The organism is Lelliottia sp. 489, assembly GCF_050435885.1.
Classification (GTDB): Bacteria; Pseudomonadota; Gammaproteobacteria; order Enterobacterales; family Enterobacteriaceae; genus Enterobacter; species Enterobacter nimipressuralis.
In genome coordinates this window covers 280,617-293,910 of record NZ_JBNDLC010000002.1, presented here as the reverse complement: position 1 = coordinate 293,910, position 13,294 = coordinate 280,617, and the positions used below count along the sequence as shown (strand labels likewise).

General features: G+C 57.4%; 7 protein-coding genes. 2 read left to right on the top strand and 5 right to left on the bottom strand.

Annotated features, from left to right (window positions below; translation table 11 throughout):
- Positions 1–2: 2 nt before the first annotated feature.
- The 3 genes from leuS to ABIE11_RS09415 all read right to left on the bottom strand — a co-directional run bounded on the left by leuS (position 3) and on the right by ABIE11_RS09415 (position 3,333).
- On the bottom strand, positions 3–2,585 hold the full coding sequence (gene leuS / locus ABIE11_RS09425; RefSeq protein WP_149044981.1) for a leucine--tRNA ligase: 2,583 nt from the start codon (positions 2,583–2,585) through the stop codon (positions 3–5).
- Positions 2,586–2,860: 275 nt separating this feature from the next.
- A complete protein-coding gene (locus tag ABIE11_RS09420; protein ID WP_194512750.1) occupies positions 2,861–3,136 on the bottom strand; it encodes a hypothetical protein in 276 nt (91 codons plus the stop codon).
- 20 nt (positions 3,137–3,156) lie between these two features.
- A complete protein-coding gene (locus tag ABIE11_RS09415) occupies positions 3,157–3,333 on the bottom strand; it encodes a YnfU family zinc-binding protein (RefSeq protein ID WP_215628780.1) in 177 nt (58 codons plus the stop codon).
- 145 nt (positions 3,334–3,478) lie between these two features.
- On the opposite strand from ABIE11_RS09415, the gene ABIE11_RS09410 reads away from it, so the two are divergent.
- Complete coding sequence (locus ABIE11_RS09410) at positions 3,479–3,712, top strand: hypothetical protein (RefSeq protein ID WP_100777222.1); 234 nt, start codon at positions 3,479–3,481, stop codon at positions 3,710–3,712.
- A gap of 18 nt (positions 3,713–3,730) precedes the next feature.
- On the opposite strand, the gene ABIE11_RS09405 is transcribed toward ABIE11_RS09410, so the two are convergent.
- Together ABIE11_RS09405 and ABIE11_RS09400 are read right to left on the bottom strand one after the other, a co-directional pair.
- Positions 3,731–12,307, bottom strand: a complete 8,577-nt coding sequence (locus ABIE11_RS09405) for a GH36-type glycosyl hydrolase domain-containing protein (protein ID WP_429184372.1) — start codon at positions 12,305–12,307, stop codon at positions 3,731–3,733.
- 157 nt (positions 12,308–12,464) lie between these two features.
- Positions 12,465–12,629 carry a YnfU family zinc-binding protein gene (locus ABIE11_RS09400; protein ID WP_164971751.1) on the bottom strand — a complete coding sequence of 55 codons (165 nt, stop codon included), beginning with the start codon at positions 12,627–12,629 and terminating at the stop codon, positions 12,465–12,467.
- A 173-nt stretch (positions 12,630–12,802) separates the two neighbouring features.
- Between ABIE11_RS09400 and ABIE11_RS09395 the strand changes: the two genes are divergently transcribed.
- Entirely contained in the window at positions 12,803–13,285 is a 483-nt protein-coding gene (locus tag ABIE11_RS09395; protein ID WP_429184371.1) for a zinc ribbon-containing protein, read from the top strand.
- Positions 13,286–13,294 lie beyond the last annotated feature (9 nt).

Here is a 13,294-nt window from a genome sequence, read left to right as displayed (position 1 = left end):
GCTTAGCCAACGACCAGATTCAGCAGTTTACCCGGTACATAGATCACTTTACGTACGGTAACGCCATCAAGGTACTTCGCAACCAGATGTTCCTGGCCTGCGCGTTCACGAACCTGTTCTTCCGTTGCATCGACGGCAACAGTAATTTTACCGCGCACTTTACCGTTAACCTGAACCACCACTAGCGTGGTGTTCTCAACCATAGCGGCTTCATCAGCAACCGGCCACGGTGCGTTATCGATATCGCCTTCACCTTTCAGCTCCTGCCACAGGGTAAAGCTGGCGTGAGGCGTGAACGGGTTCAGCATGCGAACGATAGCCAGCAGCGCTTCACGCATCAAGGCACGATCCTGCTCGCCTTCCTGCGGGGCTCTCGCCAGCTTGTTCATCAGTTCCATAATAGCCGCAATTGCGGTATTGAAGGTCTGACGACGACCAATATCATCGGTCACTTTTGCGATAGTTTTGTGAACATCACGACGCAGCGCCTGCTGATCTTCGCTCAGTGCTGCCACATTCAGTGCCGGAGCCTCACCCTGAGAGGTGTGCTCGTAAACCAGTTTCCAGACGCGTTTCAGGAAGCGGTTCGCGCCTTCTACGCCGGATTCCTGCCACTCCAGAGTCATATCCGCCGGAGACGCAAACATCATGAACAGACGCACGGTATCCGCGCCGTAGCGCTCTACCATGACCTGCGGGTCGATGCCGTTGTTTTTGGACTTCGACATTTTGCTCATGCCGGTATACACCAGCTCGTGGCCTGCCGCGTCTTTGGCTTTCACGATACGGCCTTTCTCGTCGCGCTCAACGATGGCGTCAACCGGGGAAACCCAGTTACGCTCGCCGTTTTCGCCGAGATAGTAGAACGCATCTGCAAGAACCATACCCTGACACAGCAGCTGTTTGGCTGGCTCATCAGAGTTCACCAGGCCCGCATCGCGCATCAGTTTGTGGAAGAAGCGGAAGTAGAGCAGGTGCATGATGGCGTGTTCGATACCGCCGATGTAGATGTCAACCGGCAGCCAGTAGTTGGCCGCTTTGGCGTCCAGCATCCCTTCCTGATACTGCGGGCAAGTGTAGCGCGCGTAGTACCAGGACGATTCCATAAAGGTATCGAAGGTGTCGGTTTCACGCAGGGCTGGCTGGCCGTTGACGGTGGTTTTTGCCCACTCAGGATCGGCTTTGATTGGGCTGCTGATCCCATCCATCACCACATCTTCCGGCAGGATCACCGGCAGCTGATCTTCAGGCGTTGGGATTACAGTACCGTCTTCCAGAGTCACCATAGGAATCGGTGCGCCCCAGTAACGCTGACGGGAAACACCCCAGTCGCGCAGACGATAGTTCACTTTACGCTCGCCCACGCCCAGCGCAGCCAGTTTGTCAGCGATAGCGTTGAAGCCCTCTTCGAAGCTCAGGCCGCTAAATTCGCCGGAGTTGAACAGGGTGCCTTTTTCAGTCAGCGCCTGCTCGGACAGATCCGGTTCAGAACCGTCGGCGGCCAGGATTACCGGCTTAATAGTCAGGCCGTATTTGGTCGCAAATTCGTAATCGCGCTGATCGTGGCCTGGCACCGCCATCACGGCACCGGTGCCATATTCCATCAGCACGAAGTTAGCCGCCCAGACCGGGATTGCTTCACCGGTCAGCGGGTGAATGGCGTTAAAGCCCGTCGCGACGCCACGTTTCTCCATGGTCGCCATTTCGGCTTCGGCCACTTTGGTGTTGCGGCATTCGTCGATGAAAGCAGCCAGTTCAGGATTGGTCGCCGCCGCCTGCTGTGCCAGCGGGTGACCGGCAGCCACGGCCAGATAGGTAGACCCCATGAAGGTGTCAGGGCGCGTGGTATAAACCGTCAGTTTTTGATCGCTGTTCTGCACGTCAAAGGTGATCTCGACGCCTTCAGAACGGCCAATCCAGTTGCGCTGCATGGTTTTAACGGTATCTGGCCAGTGATCCAGAGTATCCAGGTCGCGCAGCAGTTCGTCGGCGTAAGCGGTGATTTTGATAAACCACTGAGGGATCTCTTTACGCTCAACTTTGGTGTCGCAGCGCCAGCAGCAGCCGTCGATAACCTGTTCGTTCGCGAGAACGGTTTGGTCGTTCGGGCACCAGTTAACGGCAGACGTTTTCTTGTACACCAGGCCTTTTTTATACAGCTCGGTGAAGAATTTTTGCTCCCAGCGGTAGTACTCCGGGGTGCAGGTCGCCAGCTCGCGGCTCCAGTCGTAACCAAAGCCCAGCATTTTGAGCTGGTTTTTCATGTAGGCGATGTTGTCGTAAGTCCACGGCGCAGGAGCCGTGTTGTTTTTGACGGCCGCGCCTTCTGCTGGCAGACCAAAAGCATCCCAGCCGATGGGCTGCAGCACGTTTTTGCCCAGCATACGCTGGTAGCGTGCAATCACATCACCGATGGTGTAGTTACGCACGTGGCCCATGTGTAGTCGACCAGAAGGATAGGGAAGCATCGACAGGCAGTAATACTTCTCTTTGCTCTCGTCTTCAGTGACTTCAAAGGTACGCTTCTCGTCCCAGTGTTGCTGGACTTTTGATTCTATCTCTTCCGGGCGGTATTGCTCTTGCATGGCAGCCAGTGGTCCTGTTCTCAATACAGCTACAAACGTAGCCAATGGATGTGGTATTTCAGATCCGCATAGCATAGCCCAAACGCCTGCGTCAAAACAGCCTTTCACGCAAATGCGTTAACGTCACGCGATGTGGCCCTGGCGACCGGTTCGTCCGGCCAAAAGCGAGGGGCATCCATTTTTAGGTAGCAGGTTCGGCGCGCGTTTTATTATTCATATAGCGAGCGTCACTGGCGTTGACAATATAACTGACAGTAACCCGGTGTGAGGGGGTATCAGGTTTCATATTCAGATAATTGCCGCAGAGATTCGTTTTCTTTAATGTACTGAAAAGGCAGTAGATGAATTTTCTGCTCGTGGAAAAACCATTCGCAATCGTAGCGTTGAATAATTTCTCCAGGGTTAAAACAGATCCCGGACTCAGCGCGCACAATGGCATATTTCCCATTACTGAACATGACGCTGTGAATACAAAAAGGGTGGCAGGTTTCGCCAAGCCGTCGATTAGCAACAATATGACCTTCAATAAAAACAGCTTTCCTGGTTTTCATGATGATGGCCTCGGTTAAGGTTATCCTCCAATGCACCAGCATTCGGAGGGGCGGAAAAGTAATCCGCATGAGGGGCATTCAAGCACCGCATCCTTTCGCATCTTCCCCGCTTTTTGATCGGCCCTGTGGGAACAGACCGGGCAGGCCACGTGTACGGGCCGCTCTTTAAATTCCCGAAGGCCACTGGTATAGGACATAAATGAATACTCTTAAGGGTGGTTATTAATTATACGCTTTTATGCTGACGTTTACGGGTAATGTTTTCGCGCATTCATGGCGTAAAAGGGGACCGGGAATTCAGACAGGATTTATGATATAATACCCTTCCGTGAGAATTTTATAATGAAATCAGAAGACACTCTCGACTGGTACCCCGCACAATTACCGCCCGTCAAAATTATTTTAGGTGAAGCTGTCCTGGCTGTGGGTAAGCAGGGAAGGCCGATCAATACCCGAACGTTGCTCGAATATTTGCAAGTGATGCAAGCGCAGCAAAAAAAGCGGGATAATAAAATTGCGATGCAAACGGCAATTGATGTCCTCCGCGATAATCAGCGCATTAACGGCAGGTGTTAATGCGCCTGTTTTCAGAAATTAATTCTGAACAATCTCAACCGTATGAGATTGCCCATCCTTCATCAGCGGAATGCGGTCATCAGGCAGCATAACGCCATCAAGTCGTACCTGGTAGGCTTCACCACCCCGGGAAACCGTAATGTGATAATGACTATTCCCTTGCTGATAGCTCATGTTGAGTGACGGCCAGTCATGCGGTAACTGCGCATGTACGACAAAGGTTTCACCGTAGCGTTTTATCCCCAGCAACTCCTCTGTGAGCAGGCGATAGGCCCATCCCGCTGAACCGGTATACCAGCTCCAGCCCCCACGTCCGCTATGCGGCGCGACGCTGTAGACGTCGGCACTCATGACGTAAGGCTCGGTTTTATACCGTTCAACGTCATCGGCCGTTAAAGCGTGGTTGATGGGATTGATCATCGACCACAGCTGCCAGGCCCGCTCCGTATTGCCCATTCGGGCAAAGGCCATCACCGCCCAGATCGCACCGTGGGTATATTGCCCGCCGTTTTCCCGCACGCCGGGCAGATAGCCCTGAATGTAGCCCGGGTTCGGGCCGTGGCCATCGAACGGTGGCGTCAGCAGTTTGATAAGCCCGGCGTCATTATCAACCAGCAGCTTATCCAGCGATTGCATCGCCCGCGTGCTGCGCACCGGATCGGCGGCTCCAGAGAGTACCGACCAGCTTTGGGCAATGGCATCAATTCGGCAGTCCTGAGAGGCCTTCGACCCCAGCGGTTCGCCGCCGTCAAAATAGCCGCGACGATACCACTCTCCGTCCCAGCCGGAAGCCTCCAGGTTTTTCTGCAAACGTGACGCCTGGGTGCGGCACAGTTCCGCTATCGTCCCGTCCTGACGCTGTTCAGCCAGATCCGCGAAGCGCTGCAAAATGTCGTACAGGAAGAACCCAAGCCAGACGCTTTCCCCTTTCCCCTCGATTCCGACCCTGTTCATGCCGTCATTCCAGTCGCCCGCGCCCATCAGCGGCAGACCGTGCTGCCCGAACTGCAAACCATGACGCAGTGCTTTCACGCAGTGCTGCCACAGCGTCTCTTCGACGGCACTCACTATCGGTGTGTCGTAAACCGACTCTTCGCCGGGCTGAAGCAGACGGCCTTCCAGATAAGGGATCTGTTGCTCAAGCACGCCGTTATCCCCGGTAGTCTCGACATAGTGACAAACCGCCAGCGGCAGCCAGAGATAATCGTCCGAGCAGCGCGTGCGCACGCCGTTGCCGTGCGGTGGATGCCACCAGTGTTGCACGTCGCCCTCAATAAACTGCCGGGAAGCGCAGAGCACAATCTGGTCCCGCAGGCGTTCAGGCGCGGCGTGGCTAAGGGCCAGCGTATCCTGAAGCTGATCGCGGAAACCAAACGCGCCGCCGGACTGATAGTACCCGCTGCGCGCCATCAGACGACAGGCCACTGTCTGATACAGCAGCCAGCCGTTGGTCAGTAGATTGACGGCGCTGTCCGGGGTGTTAACCACGATGTTATCGAGCACGCTGTGCCAGTAACGGTGAACGTTGTTCAGCTCCTCGCGGGCGGCCTCTTCGTTGAGATAGCGATTGAGAAGCGTCTGCGCTTGCGCCGGATCGTCGCCCACTCCCAGCACAAAAATAAAGGTCTTGTGATCGCCGTCGATCACCGTGGTAGCCGATTGCACCGCACCGCAAGGGTCCAGCCCGGCTCCGGTTTTATCCGACAGTCTTTGCAAGCGCATCGCCAGCGGATCGTGCAGGGAGCCGTTGCGACCCAGAAACTCACGTCGATCGCCCGTCAGGGAGCAGTGGGCACCGCTGACGGCGAAAAATGCCGTACGGCCGCTGCCGTTGCCGCCGTAAAAGTTGTTCGCCATCACGCCGCAGCCGCCGTTGACGCTGGCCGCATGGGTCACAATATGGTGGGCCGACTGCGAGCGTGATTCACCCAGCGTCCAGGCCACGTATCCGGTGACGGAGAGTTTTCGTGTCCGCCCGGAGTTGTTGCTGAGCGTCAGGATCGCCAGTTTGACCGGCTCATGCTCGGCGACCAGCACCGTCAGCTCGCTGTCAATGCCGCTCTCCCGGTGGCCAAAGACGCTATAGCCGAACCCGTGGCGAGAGAGGTAATCCCCTTCACCGCGAAGGGGTAAGGTGGTCGGTGACCAGCACGCGCCGCTCTCTTCGTCGCGCAGGTAAAACACCTCTCCGCCAGGGTCGCTGACGGGATCGTTTTCCCACGGCGTGATGCGATATTCATGGGCATTTTCATACCAGCTGTAGGCTTGCCCGGCCTCCGACAGCACGCTGCCGAAACGGGCATTGGCCAGCACATTCGACCAGGGGGCGGGCGTCGGGGCATTTTCCCGAAGGACAATCTGGTACTCGCGGCCATCCTGAGAAAAACCGCCGTGGCCGTTGAAATGCAGCAGTTGCCCCGTATCCGGCGTCCAGGGAATATGCTGAATAACGCCCGATCCGCCGTGCACAATAAAGGGCGCAGGCACGGTTTTAAGACTATGAATGCGTTGATCCAACTGTTCGTTCAATCCGCCTGCACGATCGTCGAGATACAGGTGAGCAACACTCATCAGCAGCAGTTTGTCCTCGGTGGAGAGATGTTCGCCGTTACGGACAAAAATCCCGCCCGATTTATCCAGCAGGCTCGCTTCTGACCCGGCATAAATCAGATCCATAATCTGATTTTGCAGCGCTTGCTGATAACCGCCGGGGCTTTCATTCAGGATCACCAGATCCACCGCCAGCCCTTTCAGCCGCCAGTAACGGTGCGCCTGAATCAGGGTGGTAATCGACAGAATGCTCTCTTCGCTGCTGATGCTGAGCAGCACAATCGGCAGATCGCCGGAAATCGCCCAGCCCCACAGGCCCGACTGGCCGCGTCGATTGCGGCTGAGGGTCTGGCTGTCGGCGCGCAACTCCTGGCACGGATACAGAATCGCACCGGCGAGCCGGTTAAACAGGGCGGCGTCATCTTCGTTGGCGTTAATCTGGCGCAACACCACCAGGCTGTGCGACCAGGCAAGCTCAAAGACGCGGTCGGCGATCGGATGATCGCGATATTTTTCCAGCAGCGTCAGGCTCTGCTGGCGATTTTCGCTCACGCCATACAGGATATCGACGGTGACCGGCTGGCCGGGTTGCAGGGTGATCGACTGGCGAATGGCCAGCACCGGGTCCAGCACCGAGCCAGAGGAGTTACTGAGCGGCCCGCTTTGCCAGTTTGCCTGCGCATCTGCCGGATGCCTGCCGCGGCCAAGAAACGCCGCTCGGTCGGTTTCAAACGAGGCGTGAGGTTGACTACTACCCTGTATCACCATCATGTGGAACAGCCAGGGACTTTTTTCATCCGGCGCGCGTGGACGTCGGTGGCACAGAATGGCGTTCTGAGCAGGGACCAGCTCAGTCTGGATAAACAGTTTGCTGAATGACGGATGCGCCAAGTCGCTGGTGGCCGGTGCCAGTACCACTTCGGCGTAGGTTGTCAGCTCGATAGTGCGCGGCTGGCGGCCACGGTGCAGCAGCGTTACGCGCCGCAGTTCGATATCATCTTCCGGCGACACAACCACCTGAGTTTTCACACTCAGGGAGCCGAGCGTGCGGCGGAACTCCGCGCCCGCATCGGTAAAGATCACTTCGTCGCTGCTGTCCGCATCACCCATCGGCTGCCAGGAGTTGCTCCAGGTTTCGCCCGACTGCAAATCGCGGATATAGCAGAACGCCCCCCAGTTATCGCGGGTGGTATCGCTGCGCCAGCGGGTGAGGGCCAGATCGTTCCAGCGGCTATAACTGCCGCCGGTGTGGGTCATCATCAGATGGTAATGACTGTTTGAGAGCAGCTGAACTTCAGGGATCAGGTTGTCCGGCGTAGTGAAAATCCTCGGCTCGTAGTGCACCGGTTTAACGCGTCCTTCGTGAGACTCAAAATGACGACGCGGGCTATAGAGATCGACCGCGTCCGGTACTCGCTCCTGCAACAGCAGGCTGGCAGACTGGAAGGCGGTGCTGGCCATAAACCGGTCGGCCATCGGCGCATCCAGCATTACGTGCGCCAGCGCCTGAAACGCCATCCCCTGATGGTGCGCCATCCACGACTGTACCACCGCGTACAACTGTCCGGAGGCGAGACGCGACGGGGTGTAATCCAGCGCTTCATAAAAACCGAACTCCCCGCGCGCGCCGTTTTTTTCCAGACGGAGCAGGTTGTCACAGGCTTTTTGCGGCGCAATCATCAGCGCCAGCAGCGTGGCGTAAGGGGCGACGACCATATCGTCCGCCAGCCCACGACGCAGGCCGAGACCCGGCACGCCAAAGGCCTGATACTGATAGTTCTGCTGCACATCAAAGGCGTGATAGCCCGACTCCGACACCCCCCAGGGGACGCCGCGCTCTTTTCCCCAATGGATCTGGCGCATTACCGCCGACTGGCTCATCTCGTCCAGCAGACTGCCGGGCCAGGTGGGCATCACCAGATTCGGCATCAGATATTCAAACATTGAACCGCTCCAGGACATCAGGGCGGTTTCGTTCTCAATGGTGGTAAACAGCCTGCCGAGCGCGTACCAGCTCTTCTGCGGCAGCTGGTTAGTGGCGATGGCGAGGAAACTGGTCAGGCGAATTTCGGAGGGCAGCAGATCGTAGTGGCTTTTATCCAGCATATTGCTGTCGCAGTTGTAGCCGATGCTGAGCAGGCTGGTCACTTCGCTGTAGAGGAACGTGAAATCCATCCGCGCATGCTCGTTCAGCCGCTGTTCCAGCTCGGTAATAATATTCAGGCGCATGCGTGCCAGGGTAATCGCCGAGGTGGAGGGCGTGCCTTCACCGCGGTGCGTCGCCTGAGCAAGCTCGCTCAAAGACGGCAGCGTCGGGGAGTCATAGGCGGGCGTTAACCAGCCCAGCAGATGCGACCATTCATGGCACAGCTGCACCAGCTGGCGCTGCAAATGCTCGATCCAGCGCAGAACCAGTTTGTCATCCTGATGGCACAGCGCCGTCAGGTGGTTGCTTTGGGCTCGCATCTGCTTCAGTTCGAAGTAAACCTGCGCCGGAGACAGGGCGTTAGCGTTCAGACAGTGTTTACGCAACAGCCGCAGCCCGGTTGGGGCGTGCTGTCCCCAGTGTTTTTCGAGGATCCCCAGGGTATCGTTCAGCCCGGCCAGCACCTGCGTGCAATTTAACACGGGCTGATTTCGCATGGCGGTCAGCCCTTCGCGCAGGGTCAGCAGGTGGCCCGCCATATTGCCGCTGTCGACGCTGGATACGTAGCGCGGGCTAAGGGGCGCGAGGGTCTGGGTGTCGTACCAGTTATACAAATGCCCACGGAAATGCTCCATTTTATCCAGCGTGTCCAGGGTCAGTGTCACGCGCTGCAACACCTCGCCAATCGGCAGATAGCCAAAATCCCACGCCGTCAGGTTTGCCATCAACGAAAGGCCAATATTGGTCGGCGACGTTCGATGGGCAATAACCGGGTGGGGGATCTCCTGATAGTTATCCGGCGGCAGCCCGTTTTCTTTCGCGGTGGCAAAGGTTTCAAAAAAGGCCCAGATTTCGCGGCTCGTCTGGCGCAGCAGCAGCTTCTGTTCCTTGTTGGGGGAAAATGTCCGGCGCGCAGGCTGGCGGCTCATCCAGCTCAGCAGCAGCGGTGTCAGGCACCAAAGCAGGCTTAAGGGCAGCGCGATAAAGGAAAACATCGGCGCAATATGGGCGGTCAGGACGTTGAGAGCCACGCCGCAGGCGACATTCATCCACATCGCGCGATAAAAGCGGAGCGGTGAGGTTTTTGCCACATCGTCGTCTGGGCTGAAGCTGGCCCACTGGCTCAGGTTGCGGTGGCTGAATCCCAGACGCCAGAACGTGACGGCAATGGCATACAGAGAATAGCCAGCCTCATGAGGCAACGTCGCCACAGTCAGTCCGATGCGGGAAAGCCGCTTCAGGGCGCTGGAGGCGACCAGCAGCAGATGCTGCACAGTATGGCGCCGGGCAGGTTTATTGATCAGATCCCAGGCGACCGCCAGCCCGGTGGGCAAGAGCCAGACCAGCGCCAGCACACCCAGCCAGTACAGGGGATTCGGCACCCACAGCAGGGTGCAAAACAGCAGCGCCAACAGGGATGGGGCGACCAGGCTACGGCGCAGGTTGTCGAATAATTTCCAGTACGACAGGGCGGACAGCGGGTTTTTATCGCGCGTGCCATCGGCTTTTCTGACGCGCGGTTTGAGCCAGTTCAGCAGTTGCCAGTCGCCGCGGATCCAACGGGTGCGGCGCGCGACATCTGAAAGATAGTTATTCGGGTACTGCTCGTAGAGCAGCACTTCGCTTAACAGCCCCGAGCGGGCATAACACCCTTCCAGCAAATCGTGGCTGAGCACCAGGTTTTCCGGGCAGGTGTTTTGCGTGGCCTGCACAAAAATATCGACGTCGTAAATCCCTTTCCCGACGAAAGAGCCTTCGTTGAACAGATCCTGATAGATATCGGAAGACATCATTGAATAGGGGTTATTCCCCGCAATACTGCTGCACATGGCGGCATAGCGCCCTTGCCCGTTGCGGGGCATTTCTTCCGCCATGCCCGGTTGCAGAATGCCGTAGCCTTTGACCACCCGCTGGCGCGCGGCGTCATACTCTGGCCGGTTGAGTGGATGGGCCATGGTTGCAGCCAGCTTATGGGCGGTATCGCGCGGCAGAAGAGTGTCGCTGTCGAGTGTGATCACGTATTTGATCGGCGCCGGTCGCTGGTGGGCTGGCAGATCGGCGACGCTGGAAAATTGTTTGTCAGGATGGCGTAACCAGCTGTTCAGCAGCGCCAGTTTTCCCCGTTTGCGTTCATAACCCATCCACACGCCCTGCTGCGGGTTCCATTCTGGGTTCCGGTGAAGCAGATAAAACAGCGGGCGGCTGGCCGGATAGCGGCGGTTGAGATCCTGAACGTGTGACATCGCCTGGTCGAGCAGGGCACTGTTTTGCGGTGAATATTCCTCTGCCGAATCGGCAAAATCGGTCAGGAGAGCGAAACAGAGATGATCGCTCTGATTGCCCAGCCAGCACACTTCCAGACGGGTGATGAGCTTGCTGATTCCGTCGGCGCTGGTGAGCAGGCAGGGAATGACCACCATCGTGGCTGACTCCGGCGGAATACCGCTGGAAAAGTCCATGCGCGGCAGCGGGCGCGGCGTACGAAAACGGGTCGTCGCTTCACTCAACAGGTCGCTGGCAAGCTGGCTGAGCACAATAATCAGCGGCAGTGCGAGGAGGATCAGCAGCCAGCCCATCCCCTGCTGCGCCGTGCGGTGCAGGATTTCAGCCGTGGCGGCAGTGGTTAACAGACTCAGGCTGCCGAGCCATGACATCAGCGGGATCTGGTTGAAGCTGTGCCGCAGGCGAATCAGCCGCGACGCATCTGCCGTAAGCAGGATCTCCAGCTGCTGGCGGCCTTCGCCCTTCAGGTAATAGCCAATATGGGCGCCGGGTGTCTCGGGCGCATTTTCGCTTGCAAGCGCCAGCACGCGGCTGGCAACTTCCGGCTCGCTAAAGCGGCTGTCTCGCGCCAGAACTTCTATGACGTGACGATAGTGATCGCGCGTATCGAAGTGCATCAGCGGGTAAATGCCTGCCGGGTCCTGGCGCAGCGTCTGCTCGACGACGCTCATGGCTTCGGCAAAATCGGCCCAGTTGGTTTCACTCAGCAAACGCAAGCCGGCGATGCTGTTGCTCACGGACAGCTGGCTGGCGGCTAACTGCTGATTGAAACGGTGGATCAGGGTATCGGTGGTGACACCCTGTTCCGCCAGACGCTGTTCGACCCAGGTCAGCGGTAACGCCAGCATATTGCCGCGTCCCTGCAGGCGGCGCACCAGCTCGGCGACAAACGCGCTGGTGAGCGGTGGGCTGGAGCGCGCCAGATCGGCGATCACCATGATGAGATCAGCGGGCGTGTTCTCCGCACATTCGAAAATGCGGGTGACCCAGCTATCCGCCAGATTGCGCTCCTGCTGGGCTTTAACCACGTCGATACTGACCCGGCGCAGATTCTCGATCAGCGCCAGGCGTAGCATTCCGGGCAGTGCCCAGACTTCGCCCAGCGTCAGCGGCGTTTCCTGCTGATAGGCGCTGATATAGCTGGTGAGGCTGGTGGCGTCCCAGCGCCCGTCGCCATGGGCAATCGCCTCGGCGGCAATGGCGTAAATTCGCGGGCAGTCATGAGGGGAGGCCAGCGCCGGAAGCCCTTTGCCGAAATTCTTCGGCAGATGCTGGCGCACGATGCGGATCTGCTCCTCAATCAGGTAGTAGTTGTCGAGCAGCCACTCACCGGCGGGCATTATCGTCGCTTTTTTACCGGCATTGAGGTCGTAGCAGTTTTGCGTAATGACTGCCTCGTTATCATCGAGGCGTTTGAGCAGGTAATAGGGCAGTTTGTCGGGCGACAGCTTGTGCGAACGCGCCAGTTTTTGACCGTAGCGCGCCATCTGCGCCGTCGAAAAAAGCTCGGCCTGCAGACTATTTTCCGGTACAGGCTCGTGCCCCTTCAGGGCAGAGACGTTGACAGGCGGAAGTGAACGGGAACGACTCCGCCACGATTTAAGGCTCATTTTCATAGGGTTGCTCTGGTGCGACATGAACGCGCAGGAGCAGTTGTGAAATCAGATCAGAAACGTTCTCTCAGGATGGGTGTGGGGCATCTTGGATTTAACAGCTGCTGGACTCTTACTTCAGTATAGAACACCGATGTTGCGCCAAAGGGCGCGCGTGCAATCAGCGTGGAGCAACAAACAGGGCTTTACAGCCGGGGCACAGCATGGCCTGTTTGAGACGAATTTTGGAGGTCGGGTGGGAGGACTTGAGGCCGCAGTGCGGGCAAGTCACGGTGGTGGTTGATGCGCCACCGATAAGCTTCATTGCGTAATCGAGAAGAGACATGATGATTAACCTTTCAATGAATGAGCTTCATCCTAGCACGAACTGTTCAAATACTGTGCACGGTATCGCATCACGCCTTTGCAGGAATTTACCCGGTCTGTGGTCGACCTGACAAAGCAGCGGCAAAATAAGGTCTATTATTAGAGACAGTTACTTACCCGGGAGGCGAAAGGATGAACAAGGTTGCTCAATTTTACCGCGAACTGGTTGCCACACTGACGGAACGCCTGCGTAACGGCGAACGTGATATTGATGCTCTTGTCGAGCAGGCGCGTGTTCGGGTTGTACAGACGGGTGAGTTGACGCGCACCGAAGTGGAAGAGGTGACGCGGGCCGTGCGCCGCGACCTTGAGGAGTTCGCGCGAAGCTACGAAGAGAGTCAAAACGACGTTACCGACAGCGTATTTATGCGGGTGATTAAAGAGAGTCTGTGGCAGGAGCTGGCAGATATCACCGATAAAACCCAGCTGGAGTGGCGCGAAGTGTTTCAGGATCTGAACCATCACGGCGTGTATCACAGCGGCGAGGTGGTTGGGCTGGGCAATCTGGTCTGTGAAAACTGTCATTTCCATCTGGCGGTGTATACCCCGGACATTCTGCCGCGCTGCCCTAAATGCGGTCATGACCAGTTCCAGAGACGGCCTTTCGAGCCGTAACCTCAACGC